The sequence below is a fragment of the Exiguobacterium sp. s183 genome (genome assembly GCF_018617655.1).
Lineage (GTDB): Bacteria > Bacillota > Bacilli > Exiguobacteriales > Exiguobacteriaceae > Exiguobacterium > Exiguobacterium aestuarii_A.
The window spans coordinates 82,762-104,246 of the sequence record NZ_JACSKN010000002.1 but is presented as its reverse complement, the minus strand read 5'-3'; the positions used below and the strand labels follow the sequence as shown (position 1 = coordinate 104,246).

24 protein-coding genes are annotated in these 21,485 nt (G+C 50.5%); 15 read left to right on the top strand and 9 right to left on the bottom strand.

Going from position 1 to position 21,485, the window contains the following annotated elements; genetic code table 11:
* Positions 1-67 precede the first annotated feature (67 nt).
* A complete protein-coding gene (locus KNP62_RS06080; RefSeq protein ID WP_214784329.1) occupies positions 68-1,879 on the bottom strand; it encodes a C40 family peptidase in 1,812 nt (603 codons plus the stop codon).
* A 279-nt stretch (positions 1,880-2,158) separates the two neighbouring features.
* Between KNP62_RS06080 and KNP62_RS06075 the strand changes: the two genes are divergently transcribed.
* Positions 2,159-4,006: a sensor domain-containing phosphodiesterase gene (locus KNP62_RS06075; RefSeq protein WP_214784327.1), complete on the top strand. Its 1,848-nt coding sequence runs from the start codon at positions 2,159-2,161 to the stop codon at positions 4,004-4,006.
* A 14-nt stretch (positions 4,007-4,020) separates the two neighbouring features.
* Here KNP62_RS06075 and KNP62_RS06070 read toward each other — a convergent pair whose 3' ends face one another.
* The gene (locus KNP62_RS06070) at positions 4,021-5,391 is read right to left on the bottom strand and encodes a sensor histidine kinase (RefSeq protein WP_339963136.1); all 1,371 of its coding nucleotides are present in this window, start codon (positions 5,389-5,391) and stop codon (positions 4,021-4,023) included.
* A gap of 12 nt (positions 5,392-5,403) precedes the next feature.
* A complete protein-coding gene (locus KNP62_RS06065) occupies positions 5,404-6,090 on the bottom strand; it encodes a response regulator transcription factor (protein ID WP_214784321.1) in 687 nt (228 codons plus the stop codon).
* Between the two features lie 106 nt (positions 6,091-6,196).
* Between KNP62_RS06065 and KNP62_RS06060 the strand changes: the two genes are divergently transcribed.
* The 3 genes from KNP62_RS06060 to KNP62_RS06050 are packed head-to-tail and all read left to right on the top strand — an operon-like array spanning position 6,197 to position 9,135.
* Entirely contained in the window at positions 6,197-6,958 is a 762-nt protein-coding gene (locus KNP62_RS06060; protein WP_214784318.1) for an ABC transporter ATP-binding protein, read from the top strand.
* Positions 6,945-8,777 (top strand): ABC transporter permease, encoded by a 1,833-nt coding sequence (locus KNP62_RS06055; RefSeq protein ID WP_214784315.1) that lies wholly within the window; start codon positions 6,945-6,947, stop codon positions 8,775-8,777. Before KNP62_RS06060 ends, KNP62_RS06055 begins: the two co-directional genes overlap by 14 nt.
* Before the next feature lie 13 nt (positions 8,778-8,790).
* Entirely contained in the window at positions 8,791-9,135 is a 345-nt protein-coding gene (locus KNP62_RS06050; RefSeq protein WP_214784312.1) for a YxeA family protein, read from the top strand.
* 48 nt (positions 9,136-9,183) lie between these two features.
* Here KNP62_RS06050 and KNP62_RS06045 read toward each other — a convergent pair whose 3' ends face one another.
* Complete coding sequence (locus tag KNP62_RS06045) at positions 9,184-9,627, bottom strand: MerR family transcriptional regulator (protein WP_214694131.1); 444 nt, start codon at positions 9,625-9,627, stop codon at positions 9,184-9,186.
* 317 nt (positions 9,628-9,944) lie between these two features.
* Here KNP62_RS06045 and KNP62_RS06040 point away from each other — a divergent pair, with 317 nt between their 5' ends.
* The 7 genes from KNP62_RS06040 (at position 9,945) to KNP62_RS06010 (ending at position 15,567) form a co-directional block, all read left to right on the top strand.
* Complete coding sequence (locus tag KNP62_RS06040; RefSeq protein WP_214784309.1) at positions 9,945-10,154, top strand: hypothetical protein; 210 nt, start codon at positions 9,945-9,947, stop codon at positions 10,152-10,154.
* A gap of 68 nt (positions 10,155-10,222) precedes the next feature.
* Complete coding sequence (locus KNP62_RS06035) at positions 10,223-10,363, top strand: YvrJ family protein (RefSeq protein WP_214694127.1); 141 nt, start codon at positions 10,223-10,225, stop codon at positions 10,361-10,363.
* Positions 10,364-10,390: 27 nt separating this feature from the next.
* Positions 10,391-10,603, top strand: coding sequence for a hypothetical protein (locus KNP62_RS06030; protein WP_214784306.1), 213 nt, complete (start codon positions 10,391-10,393; stop codon positions 10,601-10,603).
* 26 nt (positions 10,604-10,629) lie between these two features.
* Complete coding sequence (locus KNP62_RS06025) at positions 10,630-10,842, top strand: DUF2922 family protein (protein ID WP_074036279.1); 213 nt, start codon at positions 10,630-10,632, stop codon at positions 10,840-10,842.
* 124 nt (positions 10,843-10,966) lie between these two features.
* Complete coding sequence (locus tag KNP62_RS06020) at positions 10,967-12,811, top strand: methyl-accepting chemotaxis protein (protein ID WP_214784303.1); 1,845 nt, start codon at positions 10,967-10,969, stop codon at positions 12,809-12,811.
* A 182-nt stretch (positions 12,812-12,993) separates the two neighbouring features.
* Positions 12,994-14,700 carry a methyl-accepting chemotaxis protein gene (locus tag KNP62_RS06015; RefSeq protein ID WP_214784300.1) on the top strand — a complete coding sequence of 569 codons (1,707 nt, stop codon included), beginning with the start codon at positions 12,994-12,996 and terminating at the stop codon, positions 14,698-14,700.
* Between the two features lie 117 nt (positions 14,701-14,817).
* Positions 14,818-15,567: an SDR family NAD(P)-dependent oxidoreductase gene (locus tag KNP62_RS06010; protein ID WP_074036282.1), complete on the top strand. Its 750-nt coding sequence runs from the start codon at positions 14,818-14,820 to the stop codon at positions 15,565-15,567.
* A 35-nt stretch (positions 15,568-15,602) separates the two neighbouring features.
* Here the strand turns inward: KNP62_RS06010 and KNP62_RS06005 are convergent, their stop codons facing one another.
* Positions 15,603-16,478, bottom strand: a complete 876-nt coding sequence (locus KNP62_RS06005; protein ID WP_214784297.1) for a tetratricopeptide repeat protein — start codon at positions 16,476-16,478, stop codon at positions 15,603-15,605.
* Positions 16,479-16,596: 118 nt separating this feature from the next.
* Here KNP62_RS06005 and KNP62_RS06000 point away from each other — a divergent pair, with 118 nt between their 5' ends.
* Together KNP62_RS06000 and KNP62_RS05995 are read left to right on the top strand one after the other, a co-directional pair.
* Positions 16,597-16,821, top strand: a complete 225-nt coding sequence (locus tag KNP62_RS06000) for a YobA family protein (RefSeq protein WP_214784293.1) — start codon at positions 16,597-16,599, stop codon at positions 16,819-16,821.
* Between the two features lie 19 nt (positions 16,822-16,840).
* A complete protein-coding gene (locus KNP62_RS05995; RefSeq protein WP_214694121.1) occupies positions 16,841-17,005 on the top strand; it encodes a hypothetical protein in 165 nt (54 codons plus the stop codon).
* A gap of 11 nt (positions 17,006-17,016) precedes the next feature.
* On the opposite strand, the gene KNP62_RS05990 is transcribed toward KNP62_RS05995, so the two are convergent.
* Positions 17,017-18,207, bottom strand: a complete 1,191-nt coding sequence (locus KNP62_RS05990; protein ID WP_214784290.1) for a S1 family serine peptidase — start codon at positions 18,205-18,207, stop codon at positions 17,017-17,019.
* Positions 18,208-18,369: 162 nt separating this feature from the next.
* Here KNP62_RS05990 and KNP62_RS05985 point away from each other — a divergent pair, with 162 nt between their 5' ends.
* Both KNP62_RS05985 and KNP62_RS05980 read left to right on the top strand, forming a co-directional pair.
* Positions 18,370-19,500, top strand: coding sequence for an AI-2E family transporter (locus KNP62_RS05985; RefSeq protein WP_214784288.1), 1,131 nt, complete (start codon positions 18,370-18,372; stop codon positions 19,498-19,500).
* Positions 19,501-19,599: 99 nt separating this feature from the next.
* Positions 19,600-20,160 (top strand): AAA family ATPase, encoded by a 561-nt coding sequence (locus tag KNP62_RS05980; protein WP_214784285.1) that lies wholly within the window; start codon positions 19,600-19,602, stop codon positions 20,158-20,160.
* 34 nt (positions 20,161-20,194) lie between these two features.
* Here the strand turns inward: KNP62_RS05980 and KNP62_RS05975 are convergent, their stop codons facing one another.
* From KNP62_RS05975 to KNP62_RS05965, 3 genes are read right to left on the bottom strand one after another with little or no spacing between them, the layout of a single operon-like run.
* Positions 20,195-20,926 carry a carbohydrate deacetylase gene (locus KNP62_RS05975; RefSeq protein ID WP_353047518.1) on the bottom strand — a complete coding sequence of 244 codons (732 nt, stop codon included), beginning with the start codon at positions 20,924-20,926 and terminating at the stop codon, positions 20,195-20,197.
* On the bottom strand, positions 20,883-21,176 hold the full coding sequence (locus tag KNP62_RS05970) for a PTS sugar transporter subunit IIB (RefSeq protein ID WP_214784282.1): 294 nt from the start codon (positions 21,174-21,176) through the stop codon (positions 20,883-20,885). Before KNP62_RS05970 ends, KNP62_RS05975 begins: the two co-directional genes overlap by 44 nt.
* Positions 21,173-21,472, bottom strand: a complete 300-nt coding sequence (locus KNP62_RS05965; protein WP_214785199.1) for a PTS sugar transporter subunit IIA — start codon at positions 21,470-21,472, stop codon at positions 21,173-21,175. Before KNP62_RS05965 ends, KNP62_RS05970 begins: the two co-directional genes overlap by 4 nt.
* Positions 21,473-21,485: the final 13 nt, after the last annotated feature.

The window sequence follows — 21,485 nt, the reverse complement described above, 5'->3', positions numbered from 1 at the left end:
CTGGATGAAAATCCTGCAAAACGAAAGAAAAACCCGACTTTCGTCGGGTTTTATGGCGTGACCAAAGTCACGGTCGTTTGTAACCAATCAAGCGTGATTGCCAATACGGTTCTTTACTAATTTGGTTGTAACCTAATCCGAACGAGCCGGCATGAATGAATGTATCGGCATTGATCATGATGCCCATATGCGAAGGTCCCGCAGTGTACGTATTCTCGAAGAAGACGAGGTCACCCGCCTGAGGGACGAAGGACGTCGGTAACTGTGGACCAAAGTAAGCACCAGCCCAGTAGTTGGCCACGTTTGTGCGTGGGATGCTGACGCCTGACTGATTGAATACATAATAGATGAGACCTGAACAATCAAAACCACCATTTGCCGGGCTAGATGAGGCCCATACATATGGGGTACCAACGTATTGTTTGGCGACCTGAATCGTAGCAAGTCGTGTCGCCTGCGCGTTCTGACCCGTGATTTCGGTGACAGCTGACTTCGCAACAAAACCTGAAGCGAGCTTGTAGTGGGTCGTCGTTTCCCCGATCACGTTCAACAATTCCCCGCGCAGCGTCGAACCGATCGTACTGCTCGACTCGTTCGCCTGTGCCCGAATCGCCGTTGGGTAATACGTATAGTATGAATTCGCATCATACGAACCTTCCACCCACGTCGGTCCTTCGGTTCCGGTCGAACCTTTTGAGACCGTCTTGACGTAAGCGGAAGCGACAAAACCGACCGTATTGCCATAGTAGATTTGAAGCCAGCCGTTTGATGCTTGAACGACACGTAATGTCTGTCCGGCCTTGACGCTCCCGATGATCGTCGCGTTCGTCGACGCGCTCGACCGAACGTTCAGGGACGGTGTGTTCACGACATAATCGACTTCCGCATTCCCGGCACCGGCATCGCCTTCGTTCGGGGTTGGATTGCTTGGAGTTGTCGTCGTCTGCTTCAAATACCCAGCGCTCACGTAACCGGATTTACCGTTATACGTGACGTAATACCAGTCACCTGACTTCTTCGTCGCTTGAACGACCGTACCGTTCGGGATATTCGTCACGAGTGCATAGCCGATGCCGGCGCCTTGGCGTACGTTCAAGTTCGCCGTCGTGATAAACTGCTGGTTCACCGTACTTTCCGTAGGAGTACTTGGGTTTGGAGTAGTCGTGACAGGTGTGGACGGTGTCGCGGATCCTGATGTCGTTAAATATGTATGAGCGACATAACCTGTGCGTGAGCCATATTTGACTTGTGACCATGAACCTTCTCGTTTTAGCACCGTGACGGCTTTCCCCTTTGGAATCGTCAATACGATACTGGCTTTCGTCGACTTAGAAGCACGAAGGTTCAAATTGACTTTCGTCTTCGCGGTGGTCGCACTCGGTTTCACGCTAGGCGGTGTCGTCGGTGCAGGTGTTGTGGGAGTCGACGTTGAAGTCTTTTTCAAGTATCCATTGTGCACCCACCCCGTTTGACCACCGTAGCTCACTTTTGACCATGAGCCGTTCGTTTGGATTGGCGTGACGACTTTTCCTTTTGGAATCGTCAATAGGATTCGATGGGACGTCCCGGCGCCCGAGCGTAAATTTAACGCATCCGTCGTCGCCATGCGCGTCGTGCTCGACGTTGAGAGTGACGAACTGCCTGTCGACCCAGAACCAGATACTTGAAGCGTTTGACCGATTCGGATGGAATCAGACGTCAATCCGTTCAACGATTTTAATGCCGAAACGGAAAGGTCGTAGGATCGGCTAATGGACCACAACGTATCACCGGATCGCACCGTGTGTGTACTTGCGGCGGCGGCTTCATCTGTATGAGCCAATACGCTGACCGCTGCGAGAGCCGCGAATGAATAGGTGAGACCTGACTTTGGATTCATAGCGTCACTTCCTTTCAAAAATGAGAGCGAAACATTCAACAAGTGAAACAATACAAGTTCATTGTACGGTGAGATGAAACGAGCAAGCAATGGGACAAATGGTCAATTCGGGTCTCTTTCTTGTAAAGGAGGTCAATAATTTAGAAGTGGGAATAACTACCTATTTTATTCATTCGAAAAAGTAGGAAGCATTGACTTTCTGTTGAATTTTGGAAAACGTGAGACGAAAGGTTTCATGCTATCATAATGTCAAATCAAATGTGGTGAGGTAAAAGACTGATGGTCGAGAAGAACTTTTCAAACCAAACATATCGTAAACATCAAGAGAAACTGTTCGAGCTCGTACGCATGCCAATCGTGACGGAAGACACGGTACAAGAGGCAACGCAATATATGTGTGAAATCGTTGCCGATATGCTGGCGGTCGATACGGTGTCGATTTGGCATTTTGATTCATCCTATCGGTCGATTTCGTGCCAAATCGCCTATTCTCCTGAATCAGGTACGCATTATCCAAAGTTAACCATTCATCGTAACCTCGCTCCAGATTATTTTGATGCACTTCAAAAAGATCGGGTGCTTGCGATTGAAGATGTTCGGAATCATCCTTGGGTGAAGGAACTATACACCGACTATTTCGTGGAAGGACAGCGAATCCAATCGATGCTCGATGCGCCGATTTATGCGAATAATCGCGTCAAAGGTGTCATCTGTTGTGAGTCATTCTTCCCACGAGAATGGACCTATCTCGAGGAATTAATCATTAGTACACTGACAGACTTTATTTCGATTCTCTACTTCCGGCTTGATCGACAGGCGGTCGAGACACACATTCGTCGTCTTGCCTATATAGATGAATTGACGGGGCTTTTAAAAGATACGGGTTTCATCGAGAAAATGGACGAGGAACGCCAGCTTCAACCTCAACAACTTGGCGCTTTAGTCTATTTGAAGGTCGACGATTTTCGGTCGATCGAGGACGCGATTGGAATCGAAAAATCAGATGAGATTGTTCGAGAAGTGGCCAATCGCCTACGTCGTTATGTCGACGAATCGAACCTGAGTCGCTTGTCACAGTCAGGTTTTGCGATTTGGTTACCGTACGGGGATCGAATCAAACTAAATGCCGTCGCGGATGAGTTGTGTGAAGTTCTCGTACGCGACCCGTTCCTTGTTGATGAGTTAGAAGTCATCTTGACGATGAGCGCGTTTATCGCCGTCGAGCAAAAGGATATCACGACGCTCGAGATGGTTCACCGAACACGCATCGCTGCGAGTGAACGAGCGTTTCAACGGGCTGCGATTGTCTTCTATGAAGAAGAAATGGGGACGAAAGCGGCGAACCGACTGATTTTAGAGATGAATTTACGAAGTGGGCTCGCCGGGAATGAGTTCATGCTGTATTATCAACCGAAAATCGATGCGACGACCGGAGTGCTCAGAGGGTTCGAAGGTTTGATGCGCTGGAATCATCCAGAGCGCGGTCTCGTCCCTCCGCTCGACTTCATCCCGCTCGCCGAGTCGACGGGGGTCATCATTGACTTAGAAGAATGGGCATTCGTCACGGCCTGTCGCCAGCTCAAGCGATGGCATGACCGGGGAGACAGGTATTCACTTGCCCTCAACTTATCAGCACGTCACTTCTTGTCTGAAGGAGTCGTCGAGAAGTTCGCCCAAATTGCCCGTGAAGAGGGTGTCTGTACGAGCTATTTGACCCTCGAAATCACCGAGAGTGTCGGCATGGAAAACCAACAGCATGTCATCGACCGATTTGTTGCGTTCCGAGAAGAAGGGTTTTCGATTTCAATCGATGACTTCGGGACCGGATTCTCGGCGTTCGTCTACTTGAAGCACTATCCAATTCACGAGATCAAAATCGATCGTCAATTCATCCAAGTGACGGAGAACGATCCGACCGGAAACGTCATCGTCGAGTCGATCGTCGACCTCGCGCGAGGACTGAACTTGAAGACCGTCTGTGAAGGGATCGAGACGATTGAGCAGTGGCATGCGTTACGCGAACTCGGCTGTGATGAGATGCAAGGGTATTACTTCTCTAAACCGTTACCGCTCGAAGAACTAGAGACATGGATTGATCACTATATGACACAAAAAAGGGACGCCTGAGTGCGTCCCTTTTGCTATGGGGTGAAGAGAATTCGGATGGTCGTCCCTTGTCCAGGATCGCTTTCGACCTCGACCTTTCCACCGTGTGCTTCGATGATATCACGCGAAATGGCCATTCCTAGACCGCTCCCACGGGCATCATCTGTGTTCGTACCACGGTAATAGCGTTCGAAGATATAAGGTAAGTCGGATTCAGCAATCCCGTTTCCGTTATCCTCAATCGTGACGACGTCCTCGTCGACCCGAACCGACACGATGACCGATTCGTCGTTATGAAGAAGCGCATTATATAAGAAGTTGAGCAGGGCACGCTTCATAAAGTGGCGGTCAATCGAAACGGTCGCTGCCGCTGTCGCCTCGAATTCGATCTGACGCTCACTGAAACGAGGGTCGTTCAACACGTCGATGATGAGTTCGCGAACGAACGGCTCGAGGCGCGTCTCTTCCAACGCGAGCGGGAAGTCGCCGTGTTGCAGACGCATCGTCAAGTTGAAGTCATCGAGCAATTCTTTCATATATTTCGCCTGGCGTTCAATCACGTGTACGTATTGGCTACGCTCGGCTATATCTAGAGATTCGTCATCCAATAGTTCGGCATATCCTTGAATCGAGGCGAGTGGAGTCTTCAAATCATGCGACACATTACTCATCCATTCTTTCCGTCGCTCATCGAGTTCCTCGCGTTGTCGTTCGTATGTCGTCAATGTCTCCGAGACCGCATTCAAGTCGTGGAAGACAGGGCGATAAATGCCGACACGTTTCGGTTCGGATGTCGAGAAATCCCGACGTTTCAGCTGGTGAATGCGCTCGGTCAGTCGATAGACGGGGCGGGTCAATCTGGAGCTAAACAAAAGACCGATCAAGGCGGCCACGAGCAAATCGACGACGAGAATCCAGAGGAACGCCTTTGCGATATAGGAGAGGACTGCTTGTTCATCTAGCATAAAGAGTGCCCGGCGTTCACTAGCATCCGGAACACCAATGAGGTAGCTGTAATCGTCAAACTCTCCGATGAAGTAGAGACGAAGCTCATCATCCATATATTTATAAATTTGAATCAGCTCGATTGGCGAATAGGCGTCTGGCAATCCACTCGGTGCGTCAATCTCACTGACGACTCGTCCCGTCTCATCTAAAAAGCGGATGAACGCCCCATATTGCTCGAGCGCCTCCTGACCTTCAGTTGAGACGACGGGTTCTCCGTCCTCGAGTGACAGGTACGTGCTGAAGTTACGGGTGAACGTCTCCCCTGAGTTGCTTTCGACATCATCGATACCCGTTCGGTCGTTGAGTAGCACAAATAAGATGACGATGTTCAGAAAGACGACGATGGCGACAATCAATACAATCGACAGTAAATAGCGACCGGTCAGCTTCCATTTCATCATGATCGCTCCTTACACCGTCAACCGATAGCCGAGACCTTTGACCGTCTTGATGTAGGTCGGGGCAGACGGGTTCGGCTCGATTTTTTCACGCAATCGCCGTATGTGGACCATGACCGTGTTATCCGAACCGAAAAACGATTCGCCCCATACTTGTGTGAACAGTGTCTCCTTGCTGAGAATTCGATTCGGGTTTCGTAAAAAGCAGGCGAGGAGACCGACTTCTTTCGCCGTCAATTCCAATCGTTCGCCGTTCATATACACTTCCGTCTCATCTTCATTCATAAGGAACGGTCCGACGGTCGTCTCTTCCATCGGTGCTTCCATCATCGATAGCCGTCTTAACTGTGCTTTTACGCGGAAGGCCACTTCTTTCGGACTGAACGGCTTCGTGATGTAATCGTCACCCCCGATGGCGAGGCCGAGCAGTTTATCGACTTCTTCCGATTTAGCGGATAAGAAGAGGATGGGGATGTTCGAGTGTGCCCGAATCTGTTGGCAAAGTTGATAACCTTCCCCGTCCGGTAACATGACGTCCAAAATCGCCAAATGCGGATGGAACGTCTCGAAGACGTCATACCCGTCCTTCAATGTGTGGGCGGTCCGGATTTGCGTGATTCCTTCCTTTTCGAGTGCGCGTTGCATCAACGTACATAAATCTTGTTCATCATCCACGATGAGAATCCGTGGTTGTTCCATCGTCATCACCTCTATTCAAGCATATCATGTAAGGATTTTGTAAGGTACGCGTGAGTTGAAGTTAAGACAAGGGGCGTAATGTAAGAGTCAGAAAGAGGTGCTGAACATGGAAACATTATTACAAGTGAAATCGATTCAAAAGACATATGGAAAAGGAAGTATGACATTTCGGGCGCTCGATGACGTGTCGTTCACAATCGAACATGGTGAGTTCGTCGGAATCATGGGACCGTCCGGGGCCGGGAAGTCGACGCTACTGAACGTCCTCGCGACAATCGATACGCCGACGTCCGGTGAGATTCTTGTGGAAGGAGAGGATATCGCGTCGATGAACGAAGAGGCGCTCGCAGATTTCCGACGCGACCATCTCGGCTTCATCTTCCAAGACTACAACCTGCTCGACTCGTTGACGGTACGGGAAAACATGTTGCTCCCACTCGCCGTCTCAAAGACGCCCGTTCACGAGACGCGAGAGAAAGTCGAACGATTGGCGAAGCGGTTTGGGCTTGAAGGGATTCTCGAGCAGTACCCGTATCAAATCTCAGGAGGACAGAAACAGCGGACGGCCGTCTGTCGGGCTTTGATCTCGGACCCGAAACTCATCTTCGCCGATGAACCGACCGGCGCGCTCGACTCAAAGTCGGCGACGGATTTATTGAATATGCTCGCACGGTTGAACGAGGCCGAGACGACCATCATGATGGTGACACATGACGCCTTCGCGGCAAGTTTCTGTCGCCGTGTCCTCTATATCCAGGACGGACGTTTAAATAAGGAACTGATTCGTGGCAACGCCTCACGGGATGCGTTCTACCAAACAATCCTCGAGGAGTTGGCGAAAGGCGGTGCCGTCGATGACGCTATTTGAGCTTGCGAAGAAAAACGTCGCACGTAATTTGTCGCGATACGCGCTCTACGTCGGGACGACGATCTTCTCCATCGTCATTTACTTCACGTTTGCGACGCTCAAACATAGTCATGAAATCAGTGCACTCGCGGAGACGTCAAAGAAAATTAGTGGATTGATGAGCACGTCGACGTTCATCCTCATGTTGTTCGTCGCGCTCTTCATCGCCTATTCGAACGCCTTCTTCTTGAGAGGTCGGAAGCGAGAAGTCGGGCTCTATTCGCTACTCGGGGTCCGAAAGAAACAAATCGGACTCTTGCTCTTGTTTGAGAACATCGTCATCGGAGCGGTGTCTTTGATTATCGGAATCGTTCTCGGACTCTTCGGGTCGAATGCGCTTCTTCAACTGTTGATGCGTCTCATGAAGAGCGACCTCGACATTGGATTCGCCTTCTCGGCGTCGGCATTCGTGGAGACGTTCCTCGTGTTTCTTGCCATTTTCCTCTTTACTTCGTTCCAAGGGTATCGGGTCATCTATCGCTTCAAGTTGATCGAGCTGTTCCATGCGGATAAGAGCGGGGAAGGTGTGCCGACGGCGAAAGGATGGGTCGCTTTGATGGGTGTCCTCACAATCGGCGTTGCCTATTGGCTCGCGCTTCAAGACTTGATGACGTCCTCGCTTTGGAGAACGCTCGGGCTCGCCATGCCGCTGCTCATCATCGGGTTGAGCGTCATCGGTTCGGCGCTCTTATTCCATAGCGTGTTGATCTTTGCCCTGACGTGGTTGAAACAGAATGAGCGCTGGTCGTGGAAACGACTTAACTTGTTGACGACGTCACAGCTTCTCTATCGCATCCGTGGTAATGCCAAGACGCTCACGTTAATCAGTATCATCAGTGCGACGGCCATCACGGCCGGTGGTGCCATCTTCAGTGTCTACTATTACGCGGAAGAGAATGTCGCATCCTATACACCGTACACGTACGCCTGGAAAGGGGAGGCGGTCGATGTGAAAGGGGCGACGTTCGAATCAAGCGTGGAACAAAAGACGATCCGGATGGAAGCGGAATACGGAGAACGAGAGCTTGGCGTCATCGATGCGTCGACCTATCGTCACCTTCTCGAAGGGCTCGGGCAGAAAGAACCTGCATCGTTCCCGAAGGTCGAGGTGTTGTGGGTCGACCCGTTCTATGACGAGCGTTACTCGGAGGAGATCGAATCGGTCGAACTTTCAGCAGGGACGTTTGACGTCGCGACACGTGCCGAAACTTCACCACTCAACGTCATGACGTTCGGTGGTACGTTCCTCGTCGTCTCAGACGATGTGTTTCAAGCGATGACGGAGCCGAGCGAGACGTATCACGTCGCCCTCACGGAGTCGTTCAAAGATCAACAAGTTCAATCTGAACGTTTGGCGAATTTCGGGCTCGAATCGTTCTCGAGCGCACCGGACGTATACGCGGAAACGATGGCGATGAACGGGGCCCTCCTCTTCGTCGGAACGTTCCTCGGACTCGTCTTCCTCGTCGCGACAGGCAGCGTCATCTACTTCAAGACGATGACGGAAGCTGAGGATGACCGGGCGAAGTACGCCATCTTGCAAAAAATCGGGATATCCGACCGGGACGTACGACGGACGGTGCGTCAACAGATCATCGTCGTCTTCCTCGCACCGTTCGCACTCGGAATTTTGCATGCGACGGTCGCCCTCATTGCCTTTTCAAACTTGTTAAGTATGAATTTCACGGTGCCTGTTCTCGCATGGATGGGTGTCTATACGGCCATTTATGCGGTCTATTACGGGATCACGGTTCGTCGGTTCATGACGGCCATTCGATAAGGAGAGAAGAAAGATGAAGAAATGGATTAGAATGGGAGTAGTTTCCATCCTACTCCTCGCGGGTTTATTGCAAGTGGATTGGAATCGATTTGGAAAAGACACCTTGTTTGTGGAAGTTCAAACACCGAGTGACGTGGAAGAGACGACACTTGAAAATGGGGCTGTGATGACACGGTATGTGTACATCCAACCTGCTTATACACCAGAAGGGGAGTCGAAAGAAGTCACGTTTACCGCAGGAAAAGAACTTCGAGAAGGGGCGTATTTGCGCTTATACGTTAAGGGCGGGGACACCGTCACGTCGTATGATGAAGTCTCACGCGAGGACGTACCGGATTCGGTCATTCAAAATCGGTAACAAAAAAGCCATTCGTCATGAGCATCATGGCGGATGGCTTTTGCCTGCTCAGACGACAGGCGCTTCATAGGCGTTCAGTTCGAGTTGTAATATGTACGTCAATTCATGATGCGCCAATTCCGAGAAGTTTGTCTTTTTGACATGTGTCCGTGGACGCAATCCGCATTCTAATGCGATGTCGACAATGGTACGAATCTGATTTTCCGTATAGAATCGTTTCCGGCCAAATGTGAACGGGGTAGCTGGCAATACGCCATCTGTCTCCCATTTGATCAATTGTTGTTGGCTGCGTGGGATGCCGGCCACACTAAAGGCTCGGCTCAATTCTTTGAGCGGATAGACAATCAAATGTTGCTCTTTATACGAGATTGGTTTTCCTTGTTCCGGTCGGTATGTATCCCATTCGGTCGCTGAAAACGTCAGGTCGGCCTGGTCGAAGTCGTGTTGAGCGGAAGGAATAGAAGTAGTACGTGCGAGGTCTAAGCTGTTCATATGATGGATCTCCTTCTTCAAGACTGACTGGTCATTTCAAAATGTCTTCTTACGTATCGTACCCCATTTACAAGATTTTAACTTACAGTTTTTTCAAAGTGGGGAAATGATTCATGGGACTTTTGGCGTAATTTTGAACGATGTCTGTCGAACATTAAGATACCCTAATTGGTATCAAAACTCAAGCTTAGCAGTAAAAATCTGAAAAATGAATAAAAATTCAGACAATATGGGACTTTTGTCTTGAAATCAACTTGAAAATAGATTGAGCACATTCATCTCGTGAACGGTTAATAAGGGCGAAGGAGGTGAGACAGATGGCAACTTACGAAGAAGTGGCGACGATGTTTTATTTGGACACTCGTCGACTCGTGGATGGGAAAGAGAAGAAGCAGCTCGTTCGCTACGGGCCGCTCGGCGGTCAAATGGATGAGGCGTTGATGCGGCAGTTCGGAGATTTACTGACGGCACTCATCGATGTCGAATCCGTCAATTACGTCGTCGCTAAAGAATCGATCGTGTATTAACACGGAGGACTTATGCAGAACCTCACTCGTATCGGCACCGGCATTCGGCATGATGAGCAGGTGGTCACATGAGTTGGCCCGAACTCATCTCGAATCTCGGGTTCCCGATCGTCGTTTCGCTCTATTTACTTCATCGAATCGAGACGAAACTCGATCGGATGATCCAGCTCCTCGAGCGCATGGATGATTCGACCTTATCAGAAACCTAATCCCCCATTGAAAGGAGCCATCCCCCTATGGCTGTCTTAACAGAAAAGAAAGCGACACTCGTCTTGACGACGCATCACGACATTGAAACGGCAAAACCAACGAAAAAAGCACAACGGTTCGGTCCAGTCCGTGCCGACCTCACAGCCGATACGGTCAATGCGTTCGGTCGTCTCTTGATTGACTTGGTGATTCATGAAGACGCAGATCTCGGCATCATCCGCGAATACGATTTAGTCTAACCCATACCCTAAGGAGGACATAACCCATGACTGACACAAAACTTGAAATCTCATTTTTAGACGCATTCCATAAGGTCGTTCGTTTCCGTCTCAACAACGTGAAGCAACCCGTCGACTCACAAAAAATCGAAGCATTGGCGGACTTCATGGTCGCCAACGATCCACTCGCGAAAAACGTGATGGAGTGGACGGAAATCAAAATGATTGAAGGCACGCAGACGGTATTGAGTGCAAAATAATCTTTTGGCTGGCGACTCTTGCAATTGGAGTCGCCTTTTTTAAGTTTGGTCAATCCCCTTCACTATTTTCAGAAAATTGTCGATAGTATAGGAAACACTGCATGATTGAGAGGGGAATACATAGATGGCATCGAAATCAATCTGGTCTAAGACACTCAGTCGGATCAAACGAAAACCGACATGGACGTGGAAACCGACGCTCAAACGAAAACGCGGAGAGAAGCGTGAACGCACGACATCTTTCGGGGCGAACGTCGGCAAGAACTTGACGATTCGTCAAAAATTGTGGGGACTCGTCATCATCTCACTCGTCATGGTCATTGGCGTCGGTGGGTATGCACTATTTTCGATGAACGACGCGAACCGTCAAGCGGACGATATCGTCAACAACTGGAACAAAGGGCTCGATTATGCCCATGAACTGAACACGCTCGCAGCGAACTATCGCACGCTCGAACTCGATCACATCGTGACAGAGGATGCGACGCAAAAAGAAGAATTGATGACGCAGATGAAAGAGATTCGGGATGAAATCAATACGATTGCGCCGAAATACGAAAAAACAGCGACAGGCGAAATCGATAAAGAACTCTTCCATAACTTCTCACGTCAATGGGAGATGTATCAACGTGTCTCAGACAACATGTTGACGTTCAGTACGACTGGGAACACGGGCATGGCACGTTCATACTACGATGCCCAGTCGCAAGCGACGTATGATAACTTCACTCAAAAACTGAGTGACCTGGTCGCATACAACTCAGAAGGGTCGCAACGTGTCGGGCAGGACATGGAGCGTGAATTCATGCAGTCACTCATGGCGCTCGTCGCCGTGACGGTCGGAGCCGTGGTCATTCTATTATTCCTCGGACTCAGCTTGTTACGCTCGATTATCCGACCGATGCAGACGCTGCAGACTCGCTTCGATGAGCTTGCAACGCAGGGCGGCGATTTGACGATGACAATCCCGGTGACGTCGAACGATGAGATTGCCCAAGTGAGTCGCTCGTTCAACACGTTCCTCGGGACACTCCGCGAAATTATGATTGATGTCGACGAGACGGCAAAAGTCGTCCTGTCATCTTCAAAAGACGTATCTGCTGAAGTGACGCGACTCAGTCACTATATGGAAGAAACATCTGGAACGGTCGAAGAATTGACGGCTGGGATGGAAGAGACGGCAGCATCTTCGCAAGAGATGAGTGCTTCGACGACCGAGATGGGTAGCTCGATCGATTCCATCGTCGACTTATCCAACGATAGTGCCGAAACGGCGACACGTGTCGAGACACGTGCTCACGAAATGCGTGAACAGGCTGTCGTCTCGAAGACGGAGGCTGTAACGATTATCGAGAAGAAGCAGGTTGAACTCGCGGAAGCAATCAAGGGAGCACAGTCTGTCGAAGAGATTCGCGTCTTGACGGCGGCCATTCTCGCCATCGCCGACCAGACGAACTTGCTCGCATTGAACGCATCAATTGAAGCAGCACGAGCGGGAGAGGCGGGGCGCGGATTCGCGGTCGTCGCTTCTGAAATCCGTAAACTTGCGGAAAACTCACGTCAGACGGTGAACGAGATTCGTGACGTATCGAACACGGTCATCGATTCGGTCGAGCGCCTCAACACGAGTTCGGCTGACATGCTGACGTTCTTGAACACAAAAGTCATGGCCGACTACGATCGACTTGAAGATGCCGCAACGCAATACGAACAAGATGCGACAGTATTCGGAGAGACAGCGAAGACGTTCGAAGGCAATGCGCTTCAACTCCGACATATGACGGACAACATTCTCGGCGTCATTCAAGAAGTGGCGACGACCGTGACAGAAGGCGCGGACGGAACGCAGTCGATCTCAGAGAAAGTTCAACTTTCGGTCGAACGTTTCAATGACGTCCAGGCGAAGATGAGTGAGACGGAAAAACGTGCGAGCGAACTATCGAATCGTGTCGCTCAATTTAAACTATAAGCAGTAATCAGAACCAGGCATACGTCTGGTTCTTTTTTTGCTGCCTTTTCGAAAGATAGGTCAATGCATATGTGAATTTCAAATTGTTGGTACAAATTAGGGTGTGATGTCCGATATAGAAAAGGCAGTACATAAACAAAAAGAGAAAAAGAGGTGGAAGAGGAGAAGACTCCTCGTAAGTCATGAAAACAGTATTCAACAAATGGACGTTGTCCAAAAAAATCATGGCGAGCATCGGATTGCTCCTCATCTTGACGTTCGTCGGGATGGGATACAATCTATGGACGCTCGAACGCATGACGAGTCAGTATGAGCGGATGATCTCAAACGATGTCATGAAAATGAAAGCGGCGGACGATTTGGCGCTCGGAATGGTACGTCAAGCATATGGGGTTCGTGGCTATGTCTTGGTTCAGGATGATGAACGCAAACAACAAATCATCCAAGGTGGAGAAGAAAAGAAAACGGCCATCGAATCATTGATTGGATTGGCAGACAATGAAGCTGAACGGAACGAGTTTGAAGCATTGCTGGAATATGCGACTGGATACGATGCACTCGCGACACAAGCAATCACCGCCATCGATGAGAATGACCAAGAGGCAATCGACCGCTTGACGCTCCGTCTCATGCCGGACGTCACGAAGTCGATCTCATCGACAGGGGAGGCGCTTCAAGCCGAAACGGAGAAAGACATGTTGGCGATGCAAACCAAACTCCAACAGGCGGGCGAGCGTGCTTTCTTGTATTCGATTGTCATCGCCATTGTGAGTGTTGTGTTGATGGTGGGGGCAGGATACGCCATCAGTCGAATGGTGACGGCTCCGCTACGCTTTTTAGCGAAAGAAGTGGCTGTGGTCGCAGAAGGTGATCTGACACGTGACGACCTCGAAGCACTCACACAAGATGAAATCGGACAGTTGATGACTGGCTTCAACCGCATGAAGGGGAACTTACGCGAATTGATTGACCGTGTCACACAAAACGCACAAGAAATCACAGCACAATCTGAAGAGCTCTATGCGAGCACAGAAGAGATGGCGTCACAGACGGAAGAGACGACTCGCCTCATCGATCGGGTCGTGGAAGAAACGGTCGCCCAGGCGAAAGAAGCGAGTGATTCAGCGCGGTCCGTGGCAGCTGCGGACGAAGGCATCGGTCAAATCGCCGGTTCAATCGGTTCGATTGATGATGATGTGTCACAAAGTTTGAAACTCGCTGAAGAAGGCGGGGCAACGATGACGCAGGCGAAAGATGAAGTGCGTGCGCTTGAGCGGGAGACACGTCTCACCGGGGAATCGATTTCGGCATTGAAACAACAGTCGGATGAGATCGCCCTCATCACAGAAGTCATCCAATCGATCACCGACCAGACGAACTTGTTGGCGCTGAACGCGGCCATCGAAGCGGCACGTGCCGGCGAACAAGGAAAAGGATTCGCGGTCGTCGCAGAAGAAGTGCGTAAACTCGCGGAGCAGTCGAAACAATCGGCGACACAAATCGCTGGGCTGATTGAGTCGATTCAGGCGCAATCGAATGCCGTCCTCGACCAACACGTCGTCAGTGCGAAGCGTGTCGAAACGAATTCACAGTTGCTTGAACAAGCGACACGTGCGTTCGAACAGATTGTCCGTCAACTCGAGACGTCGGTCGATAACACGTCGCACATCCGCATCGCGTCAAACGAGATTGCGAAGACGACGAAGCAAGTCGCGACATCTTCTCTTCACATGTCACAAGACAGTGAAGCGATGGCTGAAACGATGCGTTCGGTCGGAGAAACTTCTGACGCACAACTTGCGATGATTCAAGAATTGAACGGCGTCGCCGAGTCACTCGGAAATATGACGAGCGACTTACAGACGTTGATTGGAAAGTTCACGACATGATGTGAGGAAAATCCTGTCTCTTCGGAGTCAGGATTTTTTCATTCACATCGAGACGATTCATGAAGCAAAAAGTAGGGAATTGAGAACAGGGTAAACGAAAAAAAGGGAGTGGATCACATGAAATATACCGTCATTACAGGAGCAAGTTCAGGAATTGGCTATGAGACAGCGAAGCTGCTCGCTGAAAAAGGGAAGTCACTCGTCCTCGTCGCGAGACGAAAAGATGAGCTCGAATCGCTGCGAGACGAAATCAAGTCGATCTCGTCAGAAAGTGACGTCATCATCAAATCGACAGACCTTTCATACAGCGAGAACGTATATGGTCTATATGAATCACTCGCCGACCTTGATATCGAGACGTGGATCAACAATGCTGGGTTCGGAGACGCAGACCTCATCAAAGATGTCGATTTAGGCAAGATTGAGAATATGATTCGCCTGAACATTGAGGCGCTCACGGTCTTATCGAGCCTGTACGTCCGTGACTACCACGATGTTGAGGGGGCGCAACTGTTGAACGTGTCTTCCGTCGGTGGGTATCGGATCGTGCCAAACTCGGTCACGTATTGTGCGACGAAGTTTTACGTGAGCGCTTATACGGAAGGTCTCGCACAAGAATTGATGAATAGCGGTGCGAAGCTTCGGGCGAAAGTGCTTGCACCGGCTGCAACTGAGACGAGCTTTGCCGATCGGGCACGCGATACGGAAGGATTCGACTATAGTGAGAACGTGGCGAAATATCATACGGCACGCGAAATGGCTGAGTTCTTGTATGACCTTCTCGAAGGGGATGAAGTCGTCGGGATTGTCGACCCAGAGGACTACTCGTTCAGTTTACGCGGACCGATTAAACCGTACGCCGGATAACCTAAAAAATCACGCCATTTTGTGGCGTGATTTTTTCATGACATCGGGACCGTGTAGCCACCTGTGAAGCGGTGTGTCAGACGGCGTGTCCAATAGCGCATCCGAAGGCGCAATACATAAAACTGTGACGTGTTCGGGAGAATAACGTTGTTCACATAATCCGCGAACATGTGGCGGAACGTCCGGTCTTCACTGCGGTCATATGTCGCACTCCACATCCCGTGGTTCTCGACTTCGAGGAGCATCCAAATCATCTCTTCGGTGAGCGGGTCCTCGTCTTCAAGTCCGGCGGAGAGGGAAGCGAAACGTTGACTGCAGATGGCAGCGTATAAGGAATGGGCATGTGAGTCATGCGGATTGGCCGTCAAATAGCCGCTCGCCGTTTTCATCAATTCGTCCACCATCTCAATCGGGATGTCATCGTATACTTGGAAAAACTCGAGAAGCATCGGGACGGTATCCGGTCCGAGTCCGGCAAGGCGGACGTAATGCATGACGTGAAGGCCGGCCTCTCCGTAGAACTTCCGCTCGAAGTAATGAATGGCGATGGCACGGTGCATGAGCGGAACGTCAGGATAGCGTTCGACACCTCGGAGGAAATGCTGCTCCGCCTCGAACGTGAAGCCTGTATCTTCGCTGACGATCCCGTTCAGCATGTGAAGGATGAAATGGTCACCTCGTTCACTTGCTCGATCGAGCCACTCCTTTGCCTTTGCGGTGTTCCCTTCACGAATATACGGATAGGCGCGCATGGCGGGAAAGAATGGATCTTCTGGGAAAGCCGTCTCGCCACGTGTCGCAAGTGCCGAAATTGCTTCTGTGTTATACGCGTCTGTTAATTCTGCGAGGAGCATCATCTCAAGAAACGTGCGTTGGAAGTCTGGGCTGTGTAAATCGATGGTGTGTGTCATGTGATCTCCTCCTCACGAATATAGGTGTGGCTTTATTATACTTGTTCTCGAAACGTGGGAGTAGCATCTTTTCAAAAAACGGGAAATGGAAAGTAAGGCGTGAAAAGGAGGGGAGGACATGGCGACGTTCACAGGTTATATCGCAGAAGTGATGGAAAAAAAGATTCGTGTCGCTCCGTCACGAGAGGCAGAACCGTTCGACGGCATCGTGTTTCATCTAGAGGAACCATTTCTTGAAGAGAAACCACTTCTCGTCGGGCAATATGTAAAAGTCGAGCACGATGAGCGGATGACGCGTTCCTTGCCGCCGCAGACAACGGCGCATCGCATCGATGTGTTATGATGAGAACGAGGTGAATCCTATGGGACAACGTAACTTTTTGTGGCTCGGAGCCGTGATTGGATTCAGTGCCCTCGTCGTCTGGTTATTGCAAGACGCGCTGCCATTTTGGGCATTATCCATCTTGCTCCTCGGACTCGGGGCCGTGCTCGGTAATTTGCAACGACGATTCACGCAAGACAAATGACAAGCACACCATCATTCGGATGGTGCGCTTGTGTCGTTTTCTTCAACATTTTCTTCTTCCACCACATCTTCTTCCGTGACCGGATCGTCCTCGACTATAGAGTCCTCTTCACCATCTGGTTCAAGTGTGGTCGGTTCCTCCGGTTCAACTGGCTCCTCAGGCTCGACAGGTTCCTCTGGTTCAGTAGGCACTTCTGGTTCTGTCACCGGAGGGTCATCCTCGATCGGCTCTTCCGTTTCCGGTGGATCAACTGGTTCTGCTGGCTCTGTAGGTGGTTCGGTTGGTTCTTCAGGTGTCACCTCAGGCGTAGCCGGTTCGGTCTCTTCTTCTACCACCTCTTCCTCGACGTTCTCTTCAGCAGGTGCTTCTGGTTCAGTCGCTGGCGGTAGTTCGGGCTCTGTCTCTGGAACGCTTGGAGTTTCCGGAATGACGACCGGTTCTTCTGTCAAATCAGGTCGGATCGGCTCGACCGGTGCGAGTTCGACCGGTGGTGGCGCGGCTACGTCTGAATCGATCAACGTACGGAGATCTCGTTCGAACAAGGCGGTCGGTAAGGCAATCCCTCGTAAATGAATCGCGACGACCCGACCGGATGCTGAAAGGAGCGGACTGCCATACGCATGACGTGGCAATTCAAAGTTTCGGATGTAGCCGTTCTCCGCGAATGTGACAGTACCATTCATGCGTTCCTTCATGGTCAATGTGATAAGGTTTTCATCTTCTGCGGCGATGGCTTGCGTCAGCAAGAACGGTGTTTTGTCGGTTTCTTCAATGCGAATGACGGCAATGAAACTCGTACGACCGACGACTGTTCCGGAGACGGCCTGTCCGTCATGGTACATGATGATGTTCGTCAAGCCGGCTACGTTCGAGGCCGCCGTGACGACATCACGGGAACTGACCAAAAAGCCGGTCCCGTAACTGACGGTAAAGAGGCTGTCCTGTAACGTATCGAAGTCGGCGGTCGTTGCTTCGTCAGCAGAAACGGTATCCTCACCAACTGGTAAGTCGACCTGATCGGCGAGCGAGTCGGTCGAACGCAACATATCCGTGAAATAGGCGTTTCCAATGAAGGTGGCAAAGGCGATGAGTGCAATGGCGAGCGGGGCGGCGAGAAACCAAATCGTGCGACGTGAGCGGCGGCCACACGTCGGACAGACCGTTTTCGATCGTGTCTTCTTTCCGCAGTGGGGACAAGTCACGGGGGCACCTTCTTTCTAAAAAGTTCGATGTTATGCTTATTCCTTCAATTGGAAAGAGGTAAACAAATATTTTAGGAGGGTGTTTTTATAAAAAATTGTAAGGGACTGTTTTTTTGAAAATGGGGAAAAAATAGGTATACTTCGGACGAAAGGAGGCATGTTATGCACCCCTTCTGGCTCACACCTGCTTTCCGTAATGGGATTTGGGTGTTGCTCGTTCTCACGATTATTTTTATGTTGAAGCAAGTCGAATTTATCTTTTATCCACTTGGAATCTTCTTCGCTACGGTATTGACCCCATTTCTCATTGCGGGCGTTCTGTTCTATCTCACTGTCGGTTTCGTTGATTGGTTAGAGGTGAAGTTAAAACGTCGGTCGTTCGCGATTCTTATCGTTCTCCTGTTGCTCTTGCTCATCATTGTCTTATTTGTCATTACGCTCGGTCCCATCATTACCCGGCAACTCTTCGCATTACTCGATGCCTTTCCTCGAGTGGCGGAAGCGAGTTATCGGCAACTTGTCAGTCTCTATAGAAATTTAGAAGAGTACGCTTGGTTCCAGGAGTATATCAATCAAAACGAGACCTCGATTGATACGTGGATTCGTCAATTGACGGATACGGTGGGAGCGGTGATCGGGAACGTCGCCGGTTCACTCGGTCGTGTCCTTGCGTTTATCATTTCGGGATTGTTCACCCTGTTTATCGCCTTGTTCTTATATGTGTTTATGCTGATTGACGGTGGGAAATTGTCGAGCGCGATTGTTCGCTGGATTCCAGGAGCCTATGAACAAGACGCTCGGCAAATTCTTCGGGATATGCACCAAACAATCAAGCGTTACGTTCGGGCCCAGTTGATTGTCTGTACATTCGTCGGTTTCTTTGCGACGATCGCGCTCTGGTTACTCGATGTCCCGTTCTTCTTGCCGCTTGGTATCTTTATCTTTGCTACAAATATCATTCCTTATTTCGGTCCTTTTCTCGGGGCCGCTCCAGCTGTCTTGATCGCGTTCATCGATGAACCGGTCAAAGCGATCTATGTCATCATCGCGATTACCATCATTCAACAAGTAGATGCCAATGTCATCTCTCCTCTTGTACAAGGGAAGTCGTTACGGGTCCATCCCATCACGATCACCTTGGTCTTACTCGTCGCAGGTCGATTAGCCGGTATTGTCGGTATGTTGCTTGCAGTTCCTTTCTACGCCGTGTTAAAAGTCACATTTCTTAATCTTCAAAAACTGTATCGGTTGCGTAAATCATCGAAACAACCAGTTGATCGGCCGGTCAAATGATTCTTTCCGATCATTCCGTGGAAAATTTGGTCAATCGTATGATTTTCTATATCTACTTTAGTATGATGAACAAAATGATTCAGCGCAGGGGGAGATTTAATGAAGTTCATCATCTTATTCGGTCCGCAAGCCGTCGGTAAAATGACCGTCGGACAGGCACTCGCCGACCGGACCGGACTCAAGTTATTCCATAACCATATGACGATCGATCTCGTCGGACCGTTCTTCAATTACGGGACGGCAGAAGGGAAACGACTCGTCCAACTGTTTCGGCAAGAGCTGTTCGAGTCGGTCGCCAAGAGTGATCTACCCGGCATGATCTTCACGTTCGTCTGGGCGTTTGACATGAAGGAAGACTGGGATTACGTGAAAAAAGTGACGGACTTGTTCGAATCACATGGGGCGGACATTTACTACGTCGAGCTCGAGGCAGAGATGGAGGAGCGGCTCGCGCGCAATACGACGGAGAACCGCCTCACGCATAAACCATCGAAGCGCGACATCGCCTGGTCCGAAGCGGAACTGAAGCAGACGGCGACGATGTATCGCTTGAACTCGCGTCCGGGGGAATTGGATGTCGAGCATTATCTTCGTATCGACAACACCCGTTTAAGTCCGGAAGAGACGGCTGCACAGATACAACGAGTGTTTGACCTATGAAAAAGCGGGTCCCCAACAAGGGAACCCGCTTTTATCATGCCCACCAATCGGGGCGCTGATAGTCGACCAACACCTGTTTTTCGAGGAGGCGTGGTACGAGGTAAGAGGTGATGCTCGGAAGATCATCGTCGAGGTCGGCCGGATGGACCATCACTTCGATGGACCCTCCAGGTTCGATGGCATCGAGCGTCGCATGGGAGACACCGTCCGCATAAAATTGATCACTGAACCGTTCGGTCACCCACAAGTCTCGGCGCGACCCGAGCGTCGTTAAGGCCCGAAACGTCGTGTCATATTCTTCGGCGAGACGAATGATGACGTCATGTAGGACCGGCCAGCCGTGAACATGGTGATGACTGTCGAGATGGTCGAGCGGGAGACCTGTCGCAAGAAAAGCCTTGATCTGGGCTTTCCACTCGAGATAGACGAGCTCTGGGTCAGGCAAGTCTTCAGTCAAGAAACGGCTCGTGTAGCGGAACGTGCCGTCTTTTTTTGTAAGAGGCGCACTCGTGTCGGCGAGCGGTTTGCCCCAGGACAAGACGAGATGGACACCGATGCGGAGCGATGGCTGCTGTTTCGCGAGTTGGACGGCTTCCTCGACGGCATACCCGTTCATGATCATCGTCGCCGAATTCACGATTCCATTCAGATGACTCTCCAAGGTGCCGGCGTTCACACCTGTCGTCAATCCGAAATCATCGGCGTTGACCAAGACGAACGTCTTAGGCATTGACGAGACCGAGTGCCTGATCGAGGACCAGGTCACCTTTCATCATCCCGTACGCCATATTGTCGATGACCGCGACCGGTACGTCGACAGACGATTTGATCTTCCCTTCAAGGTAACGAACTTGCGGTCCAATCAAGATGACGTCGACATTCGTCTGTTCTTTCAAACGAGACTCGGGGATGGCGTCAATGGACGCGTCGATTCCGCGGTTCGCGGCTTCTTTTCGCATTTTTTCCACTAAGATCGATGTCGACATACCTGCCGAGCAGACGAGTACGATGTTCATGTTGTTTCCTCCAATCGATTCAAACGGGTGATCATGTCAATCATTTCGACGGCGAGTTCTTTCACGGTCATCGCCGTCATGAGGTGGTCTTGGGCGTGGACGAGGAGGACGCTCATATCGCTCGTTGCCCCTCGCGCTTCTTCTTGTAAGAGTTCTGTCTGTAATTTGTGTGCTTCTAGAAAAGCCGCATCGGCTTCTTTTAATTTGTCTGTCGCCTCGTCTGCTTCACCGCGTTTTGCCGCAGCGATGGCTTCGAATGCCGACGAACGGGCATTGCCGGCATGCAGAATAATCATAAATGAGAGTTCT